19 protein-coding genes and 1 pseudogene are annotated in these 24,911 nt (G+C 54.8%); 13 read left to right on the top strand and 7 right to left on the bottom strand.

Annotation, left to right across the window (positions count from 1 at the left end; genetic code table 11):
• The first annotated feature begins 11 nt into the window (after window positions 1-11).
• The 7 genes and pseudogenes from egtC (at window position 12) to L5470_RS05915 (ending at window position 10,490) form a co-directional block, all read left to right on the top strand.
• Complete coding sequence (gene egtC / locus L5470_RS05945; protein WP_499498789.1) at window positions 12-866, top strand: ergothioneine biosynthesis protein EgtC; 855 nt, start codon at window positions 12-14, stop codon at window positions 864-866.
• A 471-nt stretch (window positions 867-1,337) separates the two neighbouring features.
• Window positions 1,338-2,909, top strand: a pseudogene (locus tag L5470_RS05940) (ferredoxin--nitrite reductase); the annotation flags it as partial.
• A 63-nt stretch (window positions 2,910-2,972) separates the two neighbouring features.
• Entirely contained in the window at window positions 2,973-4,274 is a 1,302-nt protein-coding gene (locus tag L5470_RS05935) for a CmpA/NrtA family ABC transporter substrate-binding protein (RefSeq protein WP_499498787.1), read from the top strand.
• Between the two features lie 57 nt (window positions 4,275-4,331).
• Entirely contained in the window at window positions 4,332-5,171 is an 840-nt protein-coding gene (ntrB, locus tag L5470_RS05930) for a nitrate ABC transporter permease (RefSeq protein WP_099799252.1), read from the top strand.
• 20 nt (window positions 5,172-5,191) lie between these two features.
• A complete protein-coding gene (locus tag L5470_RS05925) occupies window positions 5,192-7,195 on the top strand; it encodes an ABC transporter ATP-binding/substrate-binding protein (RefSeq protein WP_099799253.1) in 2,004 nt (667 codons plus the stop codon).
• 33 nt (window positions 7,196-7,228) lie between these two features.
• Window positions 7,229-8,044, top strand: coding sequence for an ABC transporter ATP-binding protein (locus L5470_RS05920; RefSeq protein WP_499498784.1), 816 nt, complete (start codon window positions 7,229-7,231; stop codon window positions 8,042-8,044).
• Window positions 8,045-8,051: 7 nt separating this feature from the next.
• Window positions 8,052-10,490 (top strand): molybdopterin-dependent oxidoreductase, encoded by a 2,439-nt coding sequence (locus L5470_RS05915; protein WP_499498782.1) that lies wholly within the window; start codon window positions 8,052-8,054, stop codon window positions 10,488-10,490.
• A 45-nt stretch (window positions 10,491-10,535) separates the two neighbouring features.
• Here L5470_RS05915 and ureG read toward each other — a convergent pair whose 3' ends face one another.
• Genes ureG through L5470_RS05900 form a run of 3 tightly spaced genes read right to left on the bottom strand, consistent with a single transcriptional unit; the run spans window position 10,536 to window position 12,570 of the window.
• On the bottom strand, window positions 10,536-11,138 hold the full coding sequence (gene ureG / locus L5470_RS05910) for an urease accessory protein UreG (protein ID WP_099799255.1): 603 nt from the start codon (window positions 11,136-11,138) through the stop codon (window positions 10,536-10,538).
• 4 nt (window positions 11,139-11,142) lie between these two features.
• Window positions 11,143-12,066: a GTPase Era gene (era, locus tag L5470_RS05905; protein ID WP_499498781.1), complete on the bottom strand. Its 924-nt coding sequence runs from the start codon at window positions 12,064-12,066 to the stop codon at window positions 11,143-11,145.
• 12 nt (window positions 12,067-12,078) lie between these two features.
• A complete protein-coding gene (locus L5470_RS05900) occupies window positions 12,079-12,570 on the bottom strand; it encodes an ExbD/TolR family protein (RefSeq protein ID WP_499498780.1) in 492 nt (163 codons plus the stop codon).
• A gap of 82 nt (window positions 12,571-12,652) precedes the next feature.
• Here L5470_RS05900 and gmk point away from each other — a divergent pair, with 82 nt between their 5' ends.
• Window positions 12,653-13,228, top strand: a complete 576-nt coding sequence (gmk, locus tag L5470_RS05895; RefSeq protein WP_448515430.1) for a guanylate kinase — start codon at window positions 12,653-12,655, stop codon at window positions 13,226-13,228.
• On the opposite strand, the gene L5470_RS05890 is transcribed toward gmk, so the two are convergent.
• The gene (locus L5470_RS05890) at window positions 13,225-13,947 is read right to left on the bottom strand and encodes an ABC transporter ATP-binding protein (protein ID WP_499498779.1); all 723 of its coding nucleotides are present in this window, start codon (window positions 13,945-13,947) and stop codon (window positions 13,225-13,227) included. The genes gmk and L5470_RS05890 overlap by 4 nt on opposite strands.
• A gap of 108 nt (window positions 13,948-14,055) precedes the next feature.
• Between L5470_RS05890 and L5470_RS05885 the strand changes: the two genes are divergently transcribed.
• The 4 genes from L5470_RS05885 (at window position 14,056) to L5470_RS05870 (ending at window position 19,184) form a co-directional block, all read left to right on the top strand.
• Entirely contained in the window at window positions 14,056-15,885 is a 1,830-nt protein-coding gene (locus L5470_RS05885; RefSeq protein WP_499498778.1) for an NAD(P)H-quinone oxidoreductase subunit F, read from the top strand.
• Window positions 15,870-17,366, top strand: coding sequence for an NADH-quinone oxidoreductase subunit M (locus L5470_RS05880; protein ID WP_499498777.1), 1,497 nt, complete (start codon window positions 15,870-15,872; stop codon window positions 17,364-17,366). The genes L5470_RS05885 and L5470_RS05880 overlap by 16 nt, the downstream gene beginning before the upstream one ends.
• Complete coding sequence (locus tag L5470_RS05875) at window positions 17,363-18,502, top strand: CO2 hydration protein (RefSeq protein ID WP_499498775.1); 1,140 nt, start codon at window positions 17,363-17,365, stop codon at window positions 18,500-18,502. The genes L5470_RS05880 and L5470_RS05875 overlap by 4 nt, the downstream gene beginning before the upstream one ends.
• 103 nt (window positions 18,503-18,605) lie before the next feature.
• A complete protein-coding gene (locus L5470_RS05870) occupies window positions 18,606-19,184 on the top strand; it encodes a J domain-containing protein (RefSeq protein ID WP_499498773.1) in 579 nt (192 codons plus the stop codon).
• Here L5470_RS05870 and L5470_RS05865 read toward each other — a convergent pair.
• The 3 genes from L5470_RS05865 to clpS form a co-directional block, all read right to left on the bottom strand.
• Complete coding sequence (locus tag L5470_RS05865) at window positions 19,181-20,914, bottom strand: diflavin flavoprotein (RefSeq protein WP_099799261.1); 1,734 nt, start codon at window positions 20,912-20,914, stop codon at window positions 19,181-19,183. The two genes, L5470_RS05870 and L5470_RS05865, sit on opposite strands and share 4 nt — an antisense overlap.
• Before the next feature lie 109 nt (window positions 20,915-21,023).
• Window positions 21,024-22,739, bottom strand: a complete 1,716-nt coding sequence (locus L5470_RS05860; RefSeq protein ID WP_499498770.1) for a diflavin flavoprotein — start codon at window positions 22,737-22,739, stop codon at window positions 21,024-21,026.
• A 114-nt stretch (window positions 22,740-22,853) separates the two neighbouring features.
• A complete protein-coding gene (gene clpS / locus L5470_RS05855; protein WP_448526002.1) occupies window positions 22,854-23,144 on the bottom strand; it encodes an ATP-dependent Clp protease adapter ClpS in 291 nt (96 codons plus the stop codon).
• A 169-nt stretch (window positions 23,145-23,313) separates the two neighbouring features.
• Here clpS and L5470_RS05850 point away from each other — a divergent pair, with 169 nt between their 5' ends.
• Window positions 23,314-24,855, top strand: a complete 1,542-nt coding sequence (locus tag L5470_RS05850; protein WP_499498769.1) for a bifunctional pantoate--beta-alanine ligase/(d)CMP kinase — start codon at window positions 23,314-23,316, stop codon at window positions 24,853-24,855.
• Window positions 24,856-24,911 lie beyond the last annotated feature (56 nt).

The raw sequence follows: 24,911 nt of genomic DNA, 5'->3' as shown, positions 1-24,911 counted from the left end.
GGTGTCTGGTTATGATCAACGATGACCCCCTCGCGCTTCAGCCTAGCCACGTCCGACCTTTAATAGATTTTACGATTGAACCTATGTGTCGTCTCTACGCCTATATGGGGCGCAAAACAAGCCTTGCCTACGCCCTTGTGGATGCGCCCCATTCCTTACTGGTGCAAAGTTATCACCCCCGCGAGATGACCTCGGGACTCCTGAATGCCGATGGCTTTGGAGTTGGCTGGTACCACACCCGTCAGGATCTGCTGCCTTATCTATATCGGCAAGTGATGCCCATGTGGCACGATGTTAACTTTTTAGAGCATCTGAGCCGTTTCATCGACGCTCCCTGTTTTCTGGCCAATGTCCGCAGTGCCACCGTCGGCCAGCCTGTGCAGATCACCAATACCCAACCGTTTCGTTGGGGACGCTGGCTGGGGGTTCACAATGGCTTTATCGATAACTTTCGCCAGACCTTGTATCGGCCAATGCGCGATCGCCTCTCGGATATTTGCTACAACATTGTCGAAGGCTCGACAGATTCAGAACACATCTTTGCTCTCTTTTGCAATGAGCTTGTCTTGAACCCGCAACTGTCGCCCGTGATGGTGCTACGGCAAACCCTACAGATTATTTTTTCCCTTGCCCAAGCAGCGCGTACCAGTGTGAGTGCCGCCATTATTCTCACCGATGGCATGTATGTTTTGGCGGGGCGCTGTGCGCGATCGGTGCCTCCCCCCMCCCTCTACTGGAGTCAGGATGCCGAAAAACTGCAAGTAGCCTCTGAGCCGCTAGATCAGGAAAACCAGTGGTACCCGCTACCGGAAAATAAGCTGCTGTTGATGAGCTTGCAAAGTGAACCGGAAACCTACTCCTTCTAGCACAAATGATAACGTTTTCCTGATTAAAGGCCTGCGTGCCATTATGGATGTTGCCGTTCTTGACGATATGAGTGGAGTGACAGCAAGGGCAGGTCAGCGAAGTCGTTGCCAAGATGTAATTGAGATAACGTCGCCTTCCCTATCCTCACATCTTTAGAACTACCACATTAGGTTTTGTTGCAGGAGGACAGGTATTACGAACAGACGTATCAAAACCCAACATTAGGTACTGCTTTAGGCAAGCATATTTCACCAGAAGCGCTGCCGCTTGTAATTCGTGAACTCTTCGCGTCCCTGAAGCAATAAGTCCATAGCTGGTTGCTGGCCGAGTCGCTGGGTAGAGCCGATTAATACAAGTAACGTATATGCTTAATACATAAGTTGCATAATAGCAAGAAAAATGTAGCTGAATTTACAAAAATTCATGGTCTAGCTCCCTAAACTGGGGGTCAAGTTACCCAACGAGACGCAAAGGCTAAGACCGTGAGCAACAAAATTGAAACCATCAAACGTGAGAAAGATGGCCTTGCCGTCAAAAATGAGTTAGAGCACTTTGCTGCCATTGGCTGGGAAAACATTCCCGAAGCCGATCGCGATGTGCGCTTGAAGTGGTTGGGGGTTTTCTTTCGCCCCGTCACCCCAGGCAAGTTCATGATGCGGCTGCGGGTACCCAACGGCATTCTCACCAGTCAACAATTGCACACCCTCGGCAGCATTGTGGATCGCTATGGTGAGCACGGCAACGGCGACATTACCACCCGCCAAAATATTCAGATTCGCGGCGTGCCCATTGAGGATATTCCCAGCATTCTTCAGCAGTTGCACGAATGCGGCCTAACATCTGTGCAATCAGGGATGGATAACGTCCGCAACTTGACCGGTTCACCTGTTGCAGGCATTGATGCTGCCGAACTCATTGATACTCGCCCGCTGATCATGAAGTTGCAGGCCATGATCACCAACAACGGCCAAGGGAATCCTGAGTTCACGAACCTACCGCGCAAGTTCAACATTGCCATCGAGGGGGGGCGGGATAATTCCGTCCACGCGGAAATTAATGATGTTGCCTTTGTTCCTGCCTACCGCGAAGGGCGGCTGGGGTTTAATGTCTTAGTGGGTGGCTTTTTCTCTGCCCGGCGCTGCGCTGCGGCTATTCCCCTCAATGCTTGGGTTCCCCCCGATGAGTCCGTTGTCGAACTGTGCCGAGTTATTTTAGAACTCTTCCGGGATCATGGGCTGCGCGGCAACCGCCAAAAAGCTCGCCTGATGTGGCTCATCGATGAATGGGGGATCGATCGATTCCGCGCTGAAGTGGCGGCGAAAMTGCCCTTTGAGCTATTGAGTGCCGCTCCTAACGATGAAATTGACTGGGACAAACGGGATCACTTGGGAGTACACCGTCAGAAACAGCGAGGACTTAATTATGTTGGCCTGCATGTGCCCGTAGGGCGGCTCTATGCCCCAGACTTTTACGAATTGGCGCGCCTTGCCCAAACCTACGGCCAAAAGGAAGTCCGCCTCACCGTTGAGCAAAACATTCTCATCCCCCATATTCCCGATGCAGTGCTACCTAGCCTACTTAAAGAACCCCTGTTACAAAAATTTCAGTTAGAACCGCCACCCTTGCAGCGATCGTTGGTGTCGTGCACCGGGGCGCAATTCTGTAACTTTGCCCTCATTGAAACCAAAAACCGTGCCCTTGCGTTAGCTCGCTGGCTGGATCAACAACTGGTGCTGCCGCAACCGGTGCGCATCCACTGGACAGGGTGCCCCAACTCCTGTGGCCAGCCCCAAGTTGCCGACATTGGCCTGATGGGCACCAAAACCCGCCGGAATGGCGAAACCGTTGATGCGGTCGATCTGTACATGGGAGGCAAAGTAGGCAAAGACGCCCAGTTAGGAACCTGTGTCAAAAAAGCCATCCCCTGCGATGAGCTACCCGACGTCCTACGGCAACTGTTAATTGAGCACTTTGGGGCGCGACCCATTACCTCGGATACCCCGCCTGCTACTACCCCTGCGGTGGCCATGGTGGTGCACTAAAGATACCGCACCCAGTTCATGAATTCCCCTCTTGCAATGTAGAACATAAGGACTGAACACACTATGACTCATTTTTCCCGTCGCCGTTTTCTAGTAACTGCCGCCGCCACCACCGCCGTCACTCTCCTCTCCCATGGTTGTAGTAGCAACCAACAAACCGCTGGCGAGGGACAGCCCACAACAGTGGCGGAAACGCCTGAGGTCACCACTGCCAAACTGGGCTTTATTGCCCTCACCGATGCGGCACCCTTAATCATTGCTAAGGAAAAGGGCTATTTTGCCAAGTACGGGATGCCGGATGTGGAGGTGCTCAAGCAAGCCTCGTGGGGGGTAACTCGGGATAACCTCGTCCTTGGTTCTGCAGGCGGTGGCATTGACGGTGCCCATATCCTTACCCCCATGCCTTACCTAATGACCGCAGGCACCATTACTGATGGCAAAAAAGTGCCTATGTATATCTTGGCGCGCCTCAACACCAATGGCCAAGGGATTCTTCTGGCCAATACCTACAAAGACCTAAAGGTTGGTACAGACAGTAGCCCCCTCAAGGAAGCCTTTGCCAAGACGAAGGCACAGGGCAAAGAGGTCAAAGTGGCCGTCACCTTTCCGGGGGGAACCCATGATTTGTGGATGCGTTATTGGCTGGCAGCAGGCGGTATTGACCCCGACAAGGATGTGTCGTTAATTGTGGTGCCCCCGCCCCAGATGGTGGCCAACATGAAAACGGGAACCATGGAAGCCTTCTGTGTCGGTGAACCTTGGCCTCTGCAAACGGTGAATCAACAGGTGGGGGTAGGTGCCATTACCACAGGGGAACTCTGGCAAGATCATCCGGAAAAATCCTTTGCGTTGCGAGCCGACTGGGTCGATCAACATCCCAAAGCAGCCAAGGCGCTCTTAATGGCGGTTATGGAGGCGCAGCAGTGGTGCGATCAAGATAGCAACAAGCCAGAAATGGCGCAGATTCTCTCGAAGCGGGAGTGGTTTAAGGTGCCGGTGGAGGACATTTTGGATCGATCGCTAGGCAAATTTAACTTTGGCAATGGTCGCACCCTTGAGGATACGAACCTGATGCAAAAGTACTGGCGGGATTCTGCCYCCTACCCTTATCAAAGTCACGATCTGTGGTTTCTCACGGAAGACATTCGCTGGGGCTACCTACCTGCTGATACGGATACAGCCGCCCTAATTAAGGCGGTCAATCGCGAAGATCTGTGGCGAGAGGCAGCAAAAGCGCTTGGAGTACCCGCAGCGGAGATTCCCACAACCACTTCCCGTGGGGTGGAGACATTCTTCAATGGGGTGGCCTTTGATCCCCAGAATCCTCAAGCTTATCTGAGCAGTTTGACGTTCAAGAAGGTTTAGCCCAACCCTAGGTAGCTGGTCACAATTAGTGAAACATTAACGACAGGGATACACATCATGACAAGTAGTTCTTTGAGAGTTTCGCGGCGGCAACGGTGGTTCAAACACGTGCAAAGGTTGCCAGTCTTTCGCAAGGTGCTCCTCGGTAGTTTGGGGGTGGTGTGTTTTTTAGCCCTCTGGCAATTGATTTGTATGGTGGGTCTATTAAAATTGCCCACTCCCCTGAAGGTGATTGCGGATACGTGGGAGTTAATCATTGATCCATTTTACACCGGCAGCGGTAATGATGTCGGTTTAGGTTGGCAGATTCTGTCGAGCCTGCGGCGGGTGGCGATTGGTTTTTCTCTAGCAGCGATCGCTGGCGTGGGGTTGGGAATGCTCATTGGCGCTAGCCGGGTGCTTTATGATGCGGTAGATCCCATTTTGCAGGTGCTCCGACCGGTTCCCCCCTTGGCTTGGTTACCGATTTCGCTGGCAGCCATGCGAGACAATGAGCCGGCGGCCATTTTTGTCATTTTTATTACGGCGATTTGGCCGATCATTATCAATACGATTGTTGGCGTGCAGCAAATCCCCAAGGATTACAAAAATGTGGCGCGGGTACTGCGACTTTCCCGGAAGGATTACTTTTTGAACATTCTGGTTCCAGCAACGGTGCCCTACGTGTTCACGGGTCTGCGGATTGGCATTGGCCTGTCATGGTTGGCCATTGTGGCAGCAGAGATGCTCATTGGTGGCGTGGGGATTGGTTTCTTTATTTGGGATGCGTGGAACAGTTCCCTTGTCAGTGAAATTATTGTGGCCGTGATCTATGTCGGTATCGTTGGTTTGGTGCTGGATCGCTCTGTGGCGTTTGCGGGGCGGCTGCTCAGCCACGGCGACGAAGCTCATTCCTAAGCGTACCCTTACTCAAACCTATGTCTAAACCTTTGCCTTTCATTGAAATTGACCACGTGGATCAGGTCTTTGATCTGGGTGGCGGCGATCGCTACATTGCCCTGAAGAATATCCATCTCAAAATCGAAGAAGGTGAGTTTATCTCCCTAGTCGGCCATTCCGGCTGTGGTAAGTCCACTCTCCTCAACATTATTGCTGGGTTTCAGCGTGCCACCAGTGGTGGGGTGGTGATGGCGGGTCGGCAAGTAACGGAGCCGGGGCCGGATCGCATGGTGGTGTTTCAAAACTATTCTCTGCTGCCGTGGAAGACGGTGTACCAGAATGTGGCGCTGGCTGTGGAGGCGGTGCTCACTGATCTGAGTAGGGCGCAGCGGCGGGAGCGGGTTGAACAAGCCATTCAACAGGTACACCTTGGCTCTGCACGGGATAAGTACCCCGCTCAACTGTCGGGGGGGATGAAGCAACGGGTGGCGATCGCCCGGGCGTTGGCGATTCAACCCCAAGTGCTGCTGCTCGATGAACCCTTTGGGGCGCTGGATGCGCTAACGCGCGGCTCGCTTCAGGATGAGTTGATGCAAGTGTGTCAAGCCACGGGAACGACCTGTATTATGGTGACCCACGATGTCGATGAGGCACTGCTGCTCTCGGATCGGGTGGTACTGCTCACTAATGGGCCGGAAGCCCACATCGGCCAAATCTTAAAAATTCCCTTTGCTCGTCCGCGCAACCGCCATGATGTACTGAATCATCCCGGCTACTATGGTCTGCGCAATGAGATGATTTCGTTCTTAAATCAGCAAAAACGCCGTCCCGCTGCGGTGGTGAGTGCTGCGACGACCTCGACCCGTGGCGTGCTGACCCTTGGGTTTATCCCCCTGATGGATTGTGCTCCTCTGGTGGTGGCTAAGGAACTCGGCTTCTTTGCTAAGTATGGTCTGGAAGCGGTGACGCTGCACCGAGAAGAGAGTTGGCAGGACTTGGCAGCGGGGGTGGTGAACGGTCGTTTAGATGGGGCGCACATGTTGGCGGCTATGCCCTTGGCCATTACCCTTGGTCTGAATGGTCAGCCTTCCCAGCCTCTGATGACCTCACTGGTACTCAGCCGCAACGGTAATGCCATCACGTTTAGTCGCCACCTGTGGGAGCAAGGGGTTAGGACGGCTGAAGACCTGCGTGCCTACCTGCGCCGCACGGGCAATCGCCTCCGCTTTGGCATTGTCCATCCAGCTTCCATGCATAACCTGCTGCTGCGCTACTGGTTGGCCGCCGCCGGTATTGATCCGGATCAGGATGTGGAGTTACTGGTGATTCCGCCCCCTCAGATGGTATATCACCTGAGAATGGGGCATATCAGCGGCTTCTGTGTGGGGCAGCCGTGGAACTCCCATGCGGTGCGCGAAGGCATTGGGGTAGTAGTGGCCACGGATCTCGATATTTGGCCGGGGCATCCTGAAAAAGTGCTCGGTGTGCGTCAAGATTGGGCACAGGCGCATCCTCACGAGCATTTAGCCCTCGTCAAGGCTCTCATTGAAGCCTGTGAATACTGCGATACCATCAAGCACCGCCCTGAAATTGCCCAATTGCTATGCCAGCCAGCCTATGTGGGCTGTATGCCTGAAGATGCCCATTCTGGGTTTGTTAGCCCCCTAGACTGGGGGGATGGCATTGCCGCCGCTTTTGAACCCCGCTTTCACCAGTTTTATGTGGATCGCTCCCCCTGTCCCGGACGGGTAGAAGGGCTGTGGATCATGACCCAATTGGCCCGCTGGCAACTCACGCCCTTTCCCCAAAACTGGTTGGAGATCGTTGAGCAGGTGCGCCGGGTCGATCTTTTTGGGGCAGCCGCTCGGGAACTTAAGGTTGTCGATAACGAGCCGGATCGTCGTCCCTTTGCCCTCTTTGATGGGGTGGTGTTTGACCCTGACCATCCCCTCGCCTATATCGAAGCCGCCGCCATTCGCCGTGCACTCGATATTCAAACGATTGTCCCTGAGGCTGGAGCCTCTTCCCCAGTCACGGTTTAAGTCTTGTTCTTTAGGATGCACACGCACAATACTATGGAAACCCTCTACCGCCTTGACCCCCAGCTCACCGCCACCCATCATCTGCTGATTAATGGGGTTAGMAAAGCCTMCCCCACCGCCAATGGTACCCATGTGGTGCTCGAGGATATTCACCTAGAGGTGCACAGGGGTGAGTTTGTCTGTCTCATTGGCCACTCCGGCTGTGGTAAAACCACGCTGCTGAATATGGTAGCGGGCTTCACCGCTCCCAGTTGTGGCGAGATTTCCCTCAATGGGATGCCTGTGCGCCAGCCAGGGCCGGATCGGATGATGGTCTTTCAGAACTATGCCTTGCTGCCTTGGCTGACGGCTTACCAAAATATTGAGTTAGCCGTGAAGTCAGTCTATCCCCACAAGACCCGCCAACGCCGTCGCCAAATTGTGGCGGAGCACCTCGAACTGGTTGGCCTGACGGCTGCTGCCCATAAGCGTCCTAGTCAACTCTCGGGGGGAATGAAACAGCGGGTGGCGATCGCCCGTGCCCTGGCCATTCGCCCAGAAATGCTGATTTTAGACGAGCCTTTTGGTGCCCTCGATGCCATCACCAAAGAAGAGCTACAGGATGAGCTACTGAAGATTTGGCGTACCCACAAGCTAACGGTGTTGATGATTACCCACGATATAGATGAAGCGCTCTACTTAGCCGATCGCGTGGTCATGATGACCAACGGCCCAGCCGCCCATATCGGCGATATTCTTAACATTCCGTTTCCGCGACCGCGGCGGCGATCGCAACTCCTTGAAGACCCGCAGTACTACGATCTGCGCAATCAAGTCGTGGACTTTTTATATACGCGCTTTGGGCACTAGATCAGGGATGAGTACCTCAAGGGAGTGGCCCCAACTTGGCTCGCTGGCGGTACAGTCCAGTCGTTACCTGTGCTACTACCGCAATAGCACCACGGCAATACAGCAGATTACCCTTTCCAACCAGCCGTCATGGCAGCGGGTGCTCTTTCCGGGGCAGCAACTCCTGTTTCACGGCGATGCCACTGCTCAGCTGATTGTTACCACCGAGCAGGGGGTGAGTCACTACGCCTGTGCTGACCTTCAGGTGCAGGAGAAGAATCGCCCGGTGAGTCCTCCCACAGAGCCAGTGGCCTCCCTTTGCCCTTACTGTGGCGTGGGGTGTGGCCTCGAAGCGGTGCCCCAAGGGACGACGTTTAAGATCAGGGGCGATCGCCAGCATCCCTCGTCCCAAGGCATGGTCTGCGTGAAAGGGGCAACGATTTTGGAGTCTATGGAGCGCGATCGCCTTGCCTATCCCCTGTGGCGAGAGCGGCTGGATCAACCCTTTACGGTCATCTCGTGGGATGAGGCCATTACACGATTGGTGCAGCGGCTGAAATGGGTACGGCGCGAACAGGGGGCTGACGCGATCTGCATGTACGGCTCTGGGCAATTCCAGACCGAAGACTACTATGTTGCCCAAAAGCTGATCAAAGGCTGCCTAGGCACCAATAACTTTGATGCTAACTCACGGCTGTGTATGTCCTCCGCCGTCTCTGCCTACATGGGCAGTTTTGGAGCCGATGGTCCTCCCTGCTGCTACGACGATTTAGAGGCCACCGACTGCGCCTTTCTCATTGGCACGAATACGGCAGAGTGTCACCCTATTGTGTTTAACCGGCTGCGGAATCACCATAAGCGCCACCGCCACGTTAAGTTAATTGTGGTGGATCCCCGCCGCACCCCTACCGCCGAGGTGGCGAATCTGCACCTTGCCATTCACCCAGGCACCGACATTGATCTATGCCACGGCATCGGCCATTTACTGCTGAAGTGGGGGCACTTTGATGCTGAATTTATCGAAGAGTGTACCCATGGCTTTGCCGACTACGTCAAACTCCTAGAGGGCTACCCGCCGGAGTGGGTAGCCGATCGCTGCGGCATTGCCCAAAGCGACCTAGAGCAAGCTGCCCGCTACTGGGGACATGCCCAAGCGGTTCTGTCGCTGTGGTCGATGGGAATCAATCAGTCGGCGGAAGGCACGGCTAAAGCGCGCTGTCTGATTAATCTCCACCTTCTCACGGGGCAAATTGGCCGCCCGGGTAGTGGCCCGTTTTCCTTGACCGGTCAACCCAACGCTATGGGGGGGCGCGAAGCGGGGGGACTCTCCCACCTGTTACCGGGCTATCGCCATGTCACCAATCCGCGCCATCGGCAGGAAGTGGAAGACTTTTGGGGGTTGCCCCGGGGGCAAATTAGCGATCGCCCCGGTCGCACCGCGTGGCAAATGGTCGAAGGACTAGAGCGCGGCGAAATCGGGCTGTTTTGGATTGCGGCAACCAATCCGGCGGTCAGCTTTCCTCACCTTGAGCGAGCCAAGGCCGCTTTCCTCAAGTCGCCGTTTACCGTCTATCAAGATGCCTACTTCCCTACCGAAACCGCTGCCTATGCGCACCTCATTTTACCGGCAGCGCAGTGGAGCGAGAAAACCGGCGTGATGACCAACTCAGAGCGGCGCGTGACCCTTGCGCGTGCCTTTCGTTCACCGCCGGGTCTGGCGCGGGCAGACTGGGAAATTTTTGCAGAAGTTGGGCGACGACTGGGCTATGGCCGTCTTTTTGACTTTGCGGATGCCGCCGCAGTCTATGCCGAGTTTGCGCAACTCACCGCGGGTCGCCCCTGCGATCACTCAGGGCTGAGCCATGAACGCTTGGCGCGCTTAGGTGCTCTGCAATGGCCTTGCCCGGCAGGCTGTAGTGATGATGAAGCGCGTGCCCCCAAACGACTCTACACCGACTGGCGGTTTGCAACCGCCGATGGCCGTGCCCACTTCTGTGTTGAGCACAGTCACGGTGTCGCAGAACCCACGGACGCGGTCTATGCCTTTACCTTGACCACAGGGCGTCTTTACGGTCACTGGCACACCCAAACCCGCACAGGGCGCATTGCCAAAATTCAAAAAATGCATCCAGACCCTTTTTTAGAAATTCACCCCACGGATGCGGCAAACCTGCACCTAAACGATGGCGATTGGGTCGAGGTGCGATCGCGCCGGGGGGTTATTTGCCTACCCATCATGATCACCCGCTCGATTCGTCCGGGCACCCTATTTGTACCGATGCATTGGGGTTTTCTCTTTGCTGAGAGTGCGGAAGCCAATCAACTGACTCATCCCACCGCCTGCCCGAAATCTCACCAACCGGAACTCAAAGCCTGTGCTGTGCAAGTGCTCCCCCTGCGCTTGCGCCACTTGCCCCACACCGAGGCACAGCAAGGGCAGCAAACAGGCATTTTACTGAAACCCTGAGCCGTTTTGATGCTGTTGGCGCATGGGTGACAGTTAATGATTAACTTAGAGGTACTGACACAAAAAGCGTATGATAGACTCCACCCCGATCCCTGCTTTCAGATTGGTCATCACGTAGGGGCGATCGCCACGCATTTTTTTTGTATCTCGCTCCATCACGGCTAAATCTGCGCCGACGTAGGGGGCAAGGTCAATTTTGTTAATCACCAGCAGATCCGACTTCGTGATGCCGGGCCCCCCCTTGCGGGGAATTTTATCGCCAGCGGCCACATCAATCACGTAGAGCGTCACATCCACCAGCTCTGGGCTAAAGGTAGCCGCCAAGTTGTCGCCCCCACTCTCAACAAAAATCAGATCAAGGGGATACAGCGCCGTTTCCAGTTGGCGAATGGCCGCTAAATTGAGGGAGGCATCTTCGCGAATGGCGGTGTGGGGGCAGCCCCCGGTTTCCACCCCCAAGATGCGCTCCGGGGGCAAGGCTTGGGAGCGCACCAAAAATTGGGCATCTTCCTGGGTATAAATATCATTGGTAACTACAGCAAGGCGATAGCGATCGCGCAGATGTTTGCAGAGACGATCGACCAACGCGGTTTTCCCTGACCCAACAGGGCCAGCCACACCAACCCGCAACACCTCTGTTGTTCCCATAGGCTTAATCGTTGTCCAGACGATACCCTAATTCTGCCAAACGCGAGCGATCCTGCCGCCAGCGGGGGCGCACTTTTATAAACAACTCTAGGTAGAGGTTGCCACCAATGAGGGTTTCAATTTCCTGCCGGGCAGCGGTTCCCATTTGCTTGAGCAGTTGCCCCCCTTTGCCAATGAGAATGGCTTTTTGGCTAGGACGCTCGACATAAATGGCCGCATTGACCCGGGTGATGTTGCCCTGCTGCTGCACGTGCTCGATAGTGACTGCGACGGAATGGGGGACTTCTTCGCGGGTGTGGTGCAAAATTTGCTCGCGAATGAGTTCCGCCATAATAAACCGCTCCGGCTGATCGGTGACCATCTCTGGTGGATAGTAGTAGGGGCCAAGGGGCAAAAGATGGGCGATCGCCCCCTGCAAGCGTTCAACCCCCTCTCCCGTCATGGCAGAGCAGCCATAGACAGGCCATCCCCCCAAAGCTTGGTAAGCTTGGAGGCGCGCGGCACGATCCTTGGCAGACACCTGATCAATCTTATTCACGACCATGAGGACGCTGCTTTTGGCGGTCGTTAGCAGTTGTGCCACATAGCGATCGCCCGTGCCGGGTGGCGCAGTGCCATCCACAACACACACAACAGCATCCACCCGATTCAGTATTCCCTTCGCATTCTGAACCAGCACCTCTCCCAAACGGTGGTGGGGTTTATGGATGCCGGGGGTGTCCACAAAAATAAATTGCGCCGTAGGCGTGGTGAGAATGCCCCGCAGCCGATTGCGCGTGGTTTGAGCCACAGGGGAGGTAATAGCCACCTTCTGCCCCAGTAACCGATTAAACAGCGTGGACTTCCCCACATTGGGTCGCCCCACCAAGGCCACAAACCCAGAGCGAAACTCTGGCGGCGGCGTAGGAAAGCTCGCTAGGGACTCCACCGCAAAGACTCCTCAGTTGGCCGTTGGGTTAGGGCTGGCATTCGGCGTTCCCTGTGGCAAACTCTCGATAGGAGCTGGATCGCTGCCTAGGATGGGTCGCTCCACCGGTTGGGTGGCAAGGGCAACACGATTACCGCCAACGGAGCGGAGGAGATCGAGCACTTGGATCACCTCGTTATAGCTCACCACTTGGGAGGCGCGCAAAATAACCACACCGTCAGGATTAGTTTTTAGGTAAGTGCCCAGCTTTTCAAACAGTTCAGTGCGGTTTACTAGGTCTTTGTCCACGTAAAGCTGCCCTGCCGGATCGATGCTCACCACCAGCATTTTCTGGGATTGGGCTTGACTGGTGCTGGCTTGGGGCAAGTTCAGGGTAATCGCCTGCTGCCGCGTCAAGCTCACGGCTGCCAAAATAAAAAATGTCAGAATGCAAAAGACCACATCAATGAGGGGCAGCATTTCAATGCGGGCACTATCACTGTCGCTCGGCACGTGAATCTTCACACCGGATCCTCAACCACGCTGCTCTCAATGATAAATCCCCCAGCAACAGAGTAGGATGAAAACGTTTCGGATGTGTTGACCTATGACCCTTAGCGTGCCCCAACCCGGACAACTGATTGTCATTACTGGCCCTAGCGGGGTTGGGAAAGGGACGCTGCTGCGGCAATTGCGGCAACGTCATCCCGCGCTAGCCGTATCGATTTCCGCCACGACGCGCCCCCCCCGGCCAACGGAAACCAATGGCGTAGATTATTACTTTGTCTCCGTGCCAGACTTTCAAGCCATGCTTCAGGCTGGCGAATTACTGGAGTGGGCAGAGTTTGCCGGCCATTACTACGGCACCCCAAGGGAACCGCTTGTACGGCTCATTGAGCAGGGCAAAACCGTGATTCTGGAAATTGAACTGCAAGGGGCGCGCCAAGTCCGCCAATCTTACCCGCAAGCACGGCACATCTTTATTTTGCCGCCGTCTATGGCTGAACTGGAACGTCGCTTGTACAGCCGTGGCCAAGATACGGCAGCGGCGATCGCCCGGCGGCTGGCGCAAGCAGAAACCGAAATTGCCGCTGCTTCAGAATTTGATGTCCAAATTGTCAACGATGACCTAGAAAAGAGTTTGACTGCCTTGGAAACAGCGATTTTCAGCTCTGGAAGTTAGGCCTGCGCCCGCGTAATCCCAAGGTAGAGTTCCCCCACCTTCGGGTCATTAAGGAGATCCGTCCCTAAGCCTTCATAGCGATCTTTGCCCATTTCAAGAACGTAGCCGCGATCGCTCATGGCTAATGCCTTACGGGCATTTTGCTCCACAAGGATAATGGCGGTTCCTTGGGCATTAATCTCCTTGATTTTGGCAAACACATCACTCACCAGAGCTGGGGAGAGAGCCGCCGAAGGTTCATCCAGAACCAGAATACGCGGGTTGAGCATCATGGCTCGCCCCATCGCCAGCATTTGCCGCTCTCCCCCTGAGAGCGTGCCCGCCCGCTGCTGACGGCGCTCCCAAAGGCGGGGAAACGTATCATACACCCGCTGCTTCAGGGCTGTGATGTTGCCAGACGTAATGAATGCGCCCATGTCTAAGTTTTCCTCAACCGTGAGGCTGCGGAACACATTGGCAATTTGTGGCACATAGCCGATGCCTTTTTTTACCACTTGGTTAGGTCGCAGGTAAGTAATGTCTTCCCCCTCTAGGGTAATAGTGCCGCGGCGAGGGGTAAGCAGCCCAGCAATGGTTTTGGCCAACGTGGACTTACCCGCACCGTTGGGGCCAATAAGGGCAATCAGTTCTCCGGCTTCGAGGCGGATGCTAACACCCCGCAGAATATCCACATCGGGAATATAGCCCGCATAGACATCGCAAACCTGTAGCAAGCTCATGGTGCAAGAGGACGCATCCTACAGGCAACATCTTACACCTTAACCACAAGTTATACTTAAGGATGCTTCTGCCCAGATGTTCACAAAACTGCAAGGGTCATTGTTGCCATGCCAAGTTCACTTTTAGAAACCAGTTGGTGGGTGCCCTGCTATGGCCTAGTGGGCGCAACCCTGACCCTACCGTGGGCAACGGGCTATGTGCGGCGCACCGGGCCTCGCCCTGCCGCCTACTTTAATCTATTAATGACTCTTGCTGCCTTTGTGCATGGGTTTTTGTTGCTGCAACACACTCGCAATGGTGCTACTGCGACCATTGTGTGGCATTGGCTGCAAGCGCCGGGGCTGGATTTATCCTTTTCTCTACTTATTAATAGCGTCACGACCAGTGCCATGGAGTTGGTGACTGGCCTGAGTATTCTGGCGCAGATCTTTGCCCTTGGTTATCTCGAAAAGGACTGGGGACTGGCGCGATTCTTTGCCTTGATGGGTTTTTTTGAGGCGGCATTGAGTGGTATTGCCCTCAGTGACTCCTTGCTGTTGAGCTATGGCCTACTGGAGGTATTAACCCTCTCTACCTATTTGCTGATTGGTTTTTGGTATGCGCAGCCACTGGTGGTGAAGGCGGCACGGGATGCTTTTTTGACAAAACGGGTGGGGGATATTCTTCTGCTGATGGGGGTGGTGGCGGTGGGCAGTTTGGCGGGGAGTTATGACTTCCCTGCGCTTTACGACTGGGCAGAAACCGCTCACCTCCCCGAAGGCTGGGGAGTGTTGCTGGGGTTAGCCTTAATTGCTGGCCCCACGGGTAAATGTGCCCAAGTGCCGTTACACCTGTGGTTAGATGAGGCCATGGAAGGGCCAAACCCGGCGTCAATTATGCGCAACTCGGTGGTGGTTGCAGCGGGTGCCTATATCCTTATTAAGCTACAACCTATCCTCGTTATCTGCCCAGGAGCCAATGCGGCTCTGATCCTAATTGGGGCAGTAACCGCCATTAGTGAGTCGTTGGTGGCGATCGCCCAGATTGATATTAAGCGCGCCCTCTCCCACTCGACAAGTGTGTATTTAGGTCTCGTCTTTATTGGCGTGGGCACCAACTGGACAGATTTTGCCCTCTTTGTACTCCTCACCCATGCCATTGCCAAAGCCTTGCTGTTTATGAGTATTGGCAGTGTCATTATGACCACGAATTGCCAAGATCTCACCGAGTTGGGGGGGCTAGGCGGGCGGATGCCAGCCACCAGTTCTGCCTTTGTCATCGGTGGCTTATCTCTTATTGGCCTGTTACCCTTGGGGGCGTTCTGGTCGTTCTATCGCGGCATCAACCACTATTGGTCAACGATGCCTGCCCTAGTTGTTTTGATTTTGGTGGTCAATATTTTGACGGCAGTGAACCTAACGCGGGTGTTTCGGCTCGTGTTTTTAGGCGCTGCCCAGCCCAAAACCCGCCGTGCGCCGGAAGTGCCTTGGCCACTGGCGGTTCCGATGGTCACTCTTTCAATCTTGAATTTGCTGGTGCCCATCATCCTACAGCGGGTGCAATTGCTGCCTACTACCATTAATTGGACCATTGTGGCGCTTTTAGTCACCTCCGGACTCTTTGGGGTGCTGCTGGGGGGCTTTGTTACCCTGAAGCGCAGTTGGACTCGTCCGATCAAGGTGCCCCTGCGTTTTGTGCAGGATCTGCTGGCCTATGACTTCTACATTGAAGAACTCTATCGCTATACGGTGATCTGGGCAGTGCGATCGCTCTCGCAGTGCAGCGCTTGGGTGGATCGCCACATTGTGGATCGCATTGTCAATACAACGGGTATGGCTTCGTTGGTGGGTGGGGAACTGCTGAAGTACAGCGCAACGGGGCAGTCCCAAGCCTATCTCCTACTGGTCTTTGTTGGGGTGGCAATTCTCGGAGGGGCGATCGCATGGCTACTCCTGTAATGCCCCTATTGAGCATTGTGTTGCTGGTGCCGTTGCTCGGTGCCCTAGCGCTCAGTTTGCTCCCGCAAACCAGTGGGGGTCGCACCTATCGCAGTTTAGCCGCCGTGGTGATGGCGATCGCCCTTGTGGTAAGCCTCGCCATTGCCCGCCTCTTTGACCCCAGTAATGCCGCTCCCCAGCTGACAGAGGCCTTACCGTGGTTAGACACCCTAGGGTTAAGTTACCGCCTGAGTGTGGATGGTCTATCCTTGCCCTTAGTGGTGCTGAATAACTTCTTAACCCTGATTGCCCTGTGGGCAACCTCGGTCAATCTACCGCGCCCTCGCCTGTACTATCCCCTTGTTCTTTTGCTGAATGCGGGGGTCAATGGGGCTTTCTTGGCCGATAATCTGCTTCTGTTTTTCCTGTTTTACGAACTGGAATTAATTCCTCTATATTTGCTGATTGCAATTTGGGGGGGGGCACGCCGTAGCTATGCCGCAACAAAGTTCTTAATCTACACCGCAATTTCCGGAGTTCTGCTCCTAGCAGGCTTTTTGGGGTTAGTCTGGTTGGCTGGAGCCAGCTCCTTTGACTTCGATCCTCAGCGTTCGACGCTGTTGCCCCTGACCTCGCAATTGATTCTCCTCGGCTTGATTTTGGTGGGGTTTGGCATCAAAATTCCGCTGGTGCCCTTTCACACGTGGCTACCCGATGCCCACGTTGAAGCGTCAACCCCAATTTCTGTGCTTTTGGCGGGGGKGCTCTTAAAGTTGGGCACCTATGGTCTGGTGCGCTTTGGGGTGCAACTGTTCCCCCACGCATGGCAAGTTGTCGCGCCCGTTCTGGCCACGTGGGCGGTGGTGAGTGTCCTGTACGGCTCACTGATGGCGATCGCCCAAACCGACATGAAAAAAATGGTGGCCTACAGTTCCATCGGCCACATGGGATTTGTCCTTTTAGCAACCGCTACCGCCACTCCCCTCAGCATTTTGGCGGCCATTGCCCAAATGGTTAGCCATGGCCTCATTTCTGCCCTCCTCTTTCTGCTGGTGGGGGTGGTCTATGAAAAAACCGGCAGCCGCAACATTGAAACCCTGCGGGGACTGCTGAACCCAGAGCGGGGCTTGCCCCTCATTGGCAGCCTGATGATTGTGGGGGTGATGGCCAGTGGTGGTATTCCAGGAATGGTGGGCTTTGTCGCAGAGTTTCTCATCTTTCGCAGTAGCTTTCTCACGTTTCCGGTGCAAACCTTACTGTGTCTTGTGGGCACCGGCTTGACCGCTGTCTATTTCCTGCTGTTAGTGAACCGCGTCTTTTTTGGCCGCCTGTCCAACGACCTAACGGAACTCCCCCCCGTTGCGTGGGGCGATCGCCTGCCAGGACTCGTTTTGGCCGCGCTAATCTTGATCCTAGGGATTGTGCCCAACTGGCTCATCCACTGGAGTGAATCCACCGTTAGCCTGCTCACCCCTACTGTTGCCACCCTAATGCCGCTATGACTCCCTTGACCGCTGTCACTGGTGCCCGTGCTACTGAACTCCGCGCTGCGATCATTGAACGACTGCTCAACAACCAAGCCCTGCTGCCGGATAGCCCCACCCACGTGATGGAAGTGGTGGGAATTCTCAAAAGCTATGGCATTGTGCTCAAGGCTTACGCCGAAACTCTCTGTGATATTAGTGAGCGGCAATTTTTAGTGCTGTTTCCCTTTTTTAAGTACTTCAATGGCGAGATCACGCTCCCCAAGCTCCTGCGACATTGGTGGCATGACCGCATTAACTACGAGTATGCCGAGTACTGTATGCGAGCTATGATGTGGCACGGCGGCGGTGGCCTAGATGCCTTTTTAGACTCGGCGGAATTTCGGCAACTGGCTACTAAAGCCATCGCGGCTAAGTTACGGGGCAACCCCTTGATGCAATTGGTCAATGGGCTGTTTCCTGAGTTTTTACTGGAAACGGTACGAATGCTCTGTTACTACAGCGGCCTTGGCCAATTTTGGAGCGTCATGTATCCGATTTTCCTCACCCTGAGCGATCGCTACGATGCCGGAGAGATTCGCACCATTCCCGATGTCGTGGATCACATTCGCTCAGGACTCATTGCTGATGCCGCTCGTCCCATCACCTATCGTGTACAAATCCGCGGTAACAGCTACGATATTGTCCCCGCCAGTGCCGAACTCACCTTTTTGCCCGATACGGCCATTCCCTACGTCGAAGCTGTATTTCTGCGGGGCACCCCCTTCTTTGGCCTTGTTTCCTTTAATGCCCAAGCGCAGCAAATCTCCCGCGATCAAGGGGAGTTTAGCTATGGTGCCCTCTTTGCGGATCCCATTCCCACCGGTGCTGCGGGGATTCCGCCCACGCTGCTCATGCAGGATATGCGCCACTATTTGCCCCCGTACCTGCACGAGTTTTACCGTCATCAAGGACGCGGTGAAGACGATCTGCGGGTTAAAATCTGCCAAACGTTCCAAAAGTCAATGTTTTGCGTCACCACTGCTGCGATCACTGCCCTAGCGCCCTATCCATGGACGACCCGCCACCCTGCTGAGCAGGCAGCTAACCGTGAATTTTACGAGCAGTGGCTAGAGCGACTAGCAACCTCGCGGTTGTGGGCTGTTCAAGCCTGAATTGAAGGCTGGGTGAAGCTCAAAAAAACTGCCGGACTTTCTAGGTTCATCTGCTACTTGCAGGGGCAATCTAAACATTGCACAATGCTTAAAAGGTTGGGTTGTGCCGTGGGTTCCAATGAATTTAGCAGACTGCTATCGGGTGCTGGACCTCCCAGAAGGAGCCTCCTTAGCACAGGTGAAGTCTGCCTACAGGCGATTGGCACGCCGCTATCATCCCGATGTTAATCCGGGCGATCGCTCTGCCCACGATAAGTTTATTCTGCTCCAACAAGCTTACGAGAAACTCACACGCGTGCTGCCCACCTTTCAGCCAGCTCCGAAAGCCACTGCCCCAGAACCAGCGCCAGCATCACCAATCACTGCCTTTGAAATAGAGCTCAAGCACGCCAGCTATCGCCAACTACAGGAATTTCTGAAGTACCGCTGTTATGGTCGTGCGCTGACCCTAGTGGAGGGGTTAGCAAGCCGTTTACCGCAAGATGCGGAAGTACGGCAGTGGCAAGCGGTCACCTATCAGTGCTGGGCACGGCAACTCATTCGCGATCGCCAACCCCAAACTGCCCGGGACTATCTACACCGCGCCTTAAAAGCAGATCCCGACAATCGTAGCCTCTGGCAGGAAGCAGAAAAGGATTTTCGTACCCTTGATCGCCTCTACGGCAAAGCCCCCAGCACCTAACTGGTTTTACGGTGCTGAATAGCGGTCAGGCCAGTTGTTTGCAGCAGTTCCCCACTATCGACAACAGCGTAGATGAGCCAGTGATCGCCACACTTCATGCGGGATTCGACGGTGCATTCAATGTAGGCGAGGGCATCCAGTAGAATGGGGGCACCACTGCTAGCACTTTTCAAGCCTAAGGTGGCCAGTTGCTGTTCCCCCAGCCGTTGCGCCTGCTGGAACTGGCGGACAAGGGGACTCCCTTCCTTGAGAATATTCAAAACAAAGCGATCGCCCACAAGGCAGAGACTGTCTGCCCACTGCTGCGGCAGGGACACCGTTACGCCGGGGGGGTTAAAAGAGGCTTGGGAGACCGACGACACCAGAATGGCCGCCGCTTGGGTCATGTAGGTGCAACCCTCCGGCAACGTCGTGAGAATACACAAAGAACCAACCACCCGATTCACTGCCTGTGCCGTGCGATTCACCTGTGCTTCTACAAGGCTGGGCTGAAGGACGGTGCGGGATTTCCGTAGTTTTTTCAGGGCTTGGGCAAACTCCTGAGCCGCCGCTTGGCACTTTTCGAGATCTGCTGCGGTGGGGGTAAACTTCACCCGTAGGGTTTCAAAGCCAAGGGTATAGCCAGCATCCAAGAGCTTTTGCTCAATATCATCAATCGCTTCCCCACTCCAGCCATAGGAGCCAAAGACTCCCGCTAACTTGGTTTTATTGCCTTCGGCCAGAATAAAGCCTAGGGCTGTTTGCACCTGCGTGGGCATATGCCCGCCAAGGGTGGGTGAGCCAACAATAAAGCCATCGCTACTGTGGATCAGGGCTTGCATTTCCGCAGGTGGTGTCGTCTCACAGTTAATGGCAGCCACCTGTACCCCCGCTGCGGTTAAGCCTTGGGCAATGGCATTGGCTAAAATGGCGGTATTGCCGTAGGCAGAGGCATAAAAGAGTGCCACCGTTGTTTCCTGCTCTGTTTGGGCATGGCACCAGTCGCGGTAGTCCTGAAAGAGGCGACTACGGCTAAACTTGACTATCGGGCCATGGGCTGGTGCGTAGAGGTGTGGCGGTGGCGTGAGTTCCGCGATCCGATCCAGAATACTTTCTACTTGGCGAGGTTGGGCTGCGTGCAGGCACTCAAAATAGTAGGCGCGGTCTTCATCGAGTTTTTTCCACTGTTCATCGTAAAGGCTATCGCTGCACACATGGGCGCCAAAGAGCTTGTCGGTAAAGACAATGTGATGCTGGCGGTCAACGGTAATCAGGCCATCGGGCCAGCGGGGAGTGGCGGCGGCGATAAACTCCAGTTGCCACCCGTCCCCCACATCGAGGGGCGTATCACTACGGGGAATCCAAAGCTGTAGTTGATCGCCAAGGGCGGCTCGTAGGGTCACAGCGCCTGCTTTGGAGCAGACCAACGTCATCTGGGGCGCACGCTCGAGCAATGCCTTCACCGTCACTAAGCGATTGGAGTTGACGTGGCTGAGAATCAGATAGCGCAGTTGGCGCAGATCAATTTGCTGTGCCAGCTCCTTGAGGTATAACTGACTAAAGGATTCACCCGGCGGATCCAAAAGGGTGGGCTGCGCCGCCTTGAGCAGATAGGAGTTGGAGGTGGTTCCCTGCTGACGACCGTACTCCACTTCAAATTTGAGCCGCTCCCATGTTCGCGATCGCAACACCAGCACCCGTGGCACAAGTTCTGCCACCTGGACATCGCGGGGTCGAGTTTCGGTTAGCATCAGACACTCTCCTAAGAGCAGCAAGGTTATCCTCGGCGTGGACTGGCACAGCAGCCAATCATGGCCTAAGCAGAAAAAATCCTGAGGTTGAGTCAGAGCTTAAGACGCCCTAGTAGTGATTCCCCACCTTGCGATGGTGAACCGCCGTGAGGCCATCGGGCTTCGAGACCCGCCCACTATCCACGGTGCTATAGACAATCCAGTGATCGTGGGCATCTAACCGACTCGCCACAGTACATTCGAGGTAAGCAAGGGCATCTGCCAAAATGGGACTGCCGTTAGCGGCAGCGTAGGTTTTGATGTGGGCAAAGCGATCGGCGCCGGGGGGAAAGCGTTTGAGGAAATGCCGCATCAAGGGCTGGTAGTTCTCGTCTTCAAGAACATTGAGCACAAAGGTATCCCCCACATGCAGGAACGACTCAATGGCGCGATCCTTGGCGACAGCGATGGAAACGCCCAAGGGTTCGGTACTGGCTTGGGATACCCATGAGGCCAGCATGGCACTGTTGATGGGGCCCTTTTGGGCGGTGATAATGTACAGGCCACCGCTAAGGCGCCCCAAGGCTTTGTCTAGGTCGGTGTCAAGGGCTTTCATTTGCTTAACGGTGCGATCGCGCAGTAGCCATTGCCCCATATCCGTTCCGGCTTCTTCGGCTTCCTGCAGCAGGGCATCGGTGGGGGCAGCGCTGACGCGAATCACGGGAAATGCTGGGGTCAACCCCGCATCCCGGAACTGGTTAAGGAGTGGATAGGCTGGCTCGGCATCAGGCACCCCACTCTCGAACACGCCAATGGCTTGCTTGGCATGGGCTGCGGCACGAATTGTACTCAGTGCGGTTTTGGCAACAGCCGTGGTGGGGGGGGTGCCGATAATCATCCCAGCAGCAATCTCGGCAAGTTCTCGCACATCTTGGGGTTCTACCGTTAACACATCCATGGTTTCCACCACCACACCGGTTTTGGCGGCACCGCGCTCAATGGCCTCTACTAGGGCATTGGCATAACCGTACCCCCCTGCATAGAAAATGGCGACAGTGGTGGCTGCCTTGGCCTGCTCTTGGCTCCACGTGCGGTAATTCTCTAACCAGCGGGAGACATGATGTTTGAGAAATGGACCGTGCCCCGTTGCCACTTGCTGAATCGCTGGTAGGGGTTCCAAGCGCTTAAAGGCTGACAGAACCGAGCGGGCATTCGGCCCCATAAGGCAGTCGTAGTAAAACTTGAAGTCCGGCGCCAGCAATTCCGGTTCACTATCGTAGGGGTCATCATTGCAGTAGTGGGCACCAAATACGTCACAGGTAAACAGAGTTTGGGTGCCGTGGTCAAAGGTGAGGATAGTATCCGGCCAGTGGAGGTTTGGTGCCATGACAAATTCCAAGACGTGCCCGTTGCCCAGATCAAGGCGATCGCCATTTTTGACTTGCCGTTGGCTAAAGGGTTGATGAATGAGATCCGCCAGAAATTGCAGCGCCACCTTAGAGGCCACAACGGTGACGTGGGGCGCTTTAGCTAAGACCGCCTTGACGAGGCCACTGTGATCCGGCTCGGTGTGGCTAACGATGAGATAGGTTAGATCCCTAGGGTTCACCAATTGCCACAGTTGCTCAAGGTAGCGATCGCCAAACTTGGCATGGGAAGTATCCACAAGGGCAATCTCCTGCCCCTGAATCAAAAAAGAATTGTAGGTCGTGCCATTTTCAAGGGCGAACTCAATATCAAAGCGATCGCGATCCCAGTCTAGACAGCGAATGGCTGTTGTGTCAGCGGCGATGTCCAACACCTGAAGCGTCAATCGCGCCGGACGCTTAGCTGTAGTGGCGATCATAGGCAGTTCCTCAACCTCTGAAACTACCTATTATCCTGACATATTAAAAAAGGTTAATGGCTTTAGAGTTTCTAATGGGACTAATAATCCAGTTCACCCATCATAATCGTTATGTTACTCCGGCTCTAGGGGAGCCATGGTCAACCCAGCCCGCAACAACTGCTCATGGTAGAGTTCCGCCTGCTCTTGCGGCCCAACCCAAACAATTGCTTGGCCATCGTAGTGAACTTGGTTGGTTAACTCCCAAGCGCGATCGCTCGTCATGTTGGGGATGTACTTCATTAGGCAAGCTGCTACGTGTTGAAACGTATTGAAGTCATCGTTAAGAACAATGATTTTGTAATTGGGGTAGTGCTTGCGAATCACCTGCTGTGATTGGCGCTCTTGCGGTAAGACAGTAGGCATAGGCTAGATACGAATTCAGCACTGTTACCCCCTAGTGTAGCTCAAGCCGTTCCGCAACAGAAAGAGATTTGTTTCTGACAGCAATTTTAGTCAAATGATTAGCGTGACCAATCTGGACTAGGATGGAGAATGTTTTGGCGATCGCCTGCTGTGAACCAGTGATGAACCTATGGGTACCTTTCATCATGTGAACACGATTGTTGGCTTGCAAACAGCACTGAGCCATCTGACTCCTCCCAGAACCATTGGCTTTGTGCCAACCATGGGGGCACTGCACCGTGGGCATCAATCCCTCATTGAGCGGGCACGCCAAGACTGTGATGTGGTAGTTGTGAGTATCTTTATCAACCCACTTCAGTTTGCCCCCCACGAAGACCTAGAGCGCTACCCGCGGTCACTGACAGCGGATCTGCAACTCTGCCGTGACTTGGGTGTGGATATTGTGTTTACCCCTAGTGTTCATGAACTCTACCCCCATGGCTTGGACGGATTGACAACCGTTGACCCCCCAAGAGAGTTAACCACCGGCTTGTGTGGTCGTTCTCGCCCTAGCCATTTTCGCGGCGTTGCCACAGTTATTCTGAAGCTATTGCATATTATCCAACCCGATCGCGCCTACTTTGGCCAAAAGGATGCCCAGCAATTGGCCATCATCCGCCGCTGTGTCGCTGACTTGAACCTTGCTGTGGAAATTATTGCCTGCCCAATTGTGCGCGATAGCGATGGCCTCGCCCTCAGTTCTCGGAATCAGTACCTCAGTGAGAGAGAACGCGCCACAGCATTGGCTCTGAGCCAAGCCTTACAACTAGCAACTCAGGCGTTTCGCAACGGCTGTGTTACGGCGGCTATTCTGCGACAGCAGGTGACGACTCATTTGCAACAGTTTCCTGATCTGCGTCTGGACTATGCCGAACTGGTGCACCCAGATACGCTGGTGCCTTTAGAGCAGGTGGATACCGTTGGCTTGCTGGCGATCGCCGCTTGGGTAGGCAACACCCGGCTTATTGATAACTGTTTGTTAGACCGTCGCCTTGGGATTTTAGCCATTGACGGCCCCGCTGGTGCAGGCAAATCCACCGTCACTCGGCAAGCGGCCCATGCCTTAGGACTGCAATATCTAGATACGGGTGCAATGTACCGTGCTGCCACATGGTGGTGTTTGCAGCATCACATTGATCTCACGGATGAAGTGGCCGTTGTTGAAGCAGTTGCCCAGTGTCGGATTCGCTTAGACAGCCGCGATCCCAATCAACCGTCCCAAGTATGGCTCAATGACCAAGACATCACAGCAGCCATTCGCTCCCTTGAGGTCACCCAGCGGGTCTCACAGGTGGCTGCCCTGCCAGGAGTCCGCCGCCTGATGGTACAGCAACAGCGGCAGATGGGCGCTCAGGGGGGGGTAGCTGCCGAAGGACGGGATATTGGCACCCATGTCTTTCCGGAGGCAGGCGTGAAAATTTTCCTCACTGCTTCCTCCCAGGAACGGGCAAAGCGTCGCTGGCACGAACTACAGGAGCAGGGACAACAGGAGATCACCTACGAAGACTTGCTACAGCAAATAATTGAGCGGGACACCGCTGATCAGCAGCGTGCCTGTGCGCCCTTTCGCAAAGCAGCGGATGCCATCGAAGTGTGTACCGACAACTTGAGTATTGCCGATGTCATTGACAAAATTGTTCACCTTTACCGCAGTCGCTATCCGCAGGCTTGATCCTCAGAGCAATCTTCCCTTACAGTGTCAGGAAGATACTTTCATATGCCCCTTTT

It is taken from the genome of Synechococcus sp. PCC 6717 (assembly GCF_022698185.1).
Lineage (GTDB): Bacteria > Cyanobacteriota > Cyanobacteriia > Thermosynechococcales > Thermosynechococcaceae > Thermosynechococcus > Thermosynechococcus lividus.
This window is presented reverse-complemented; position numbering and strand designations above follow the sequence as displayed.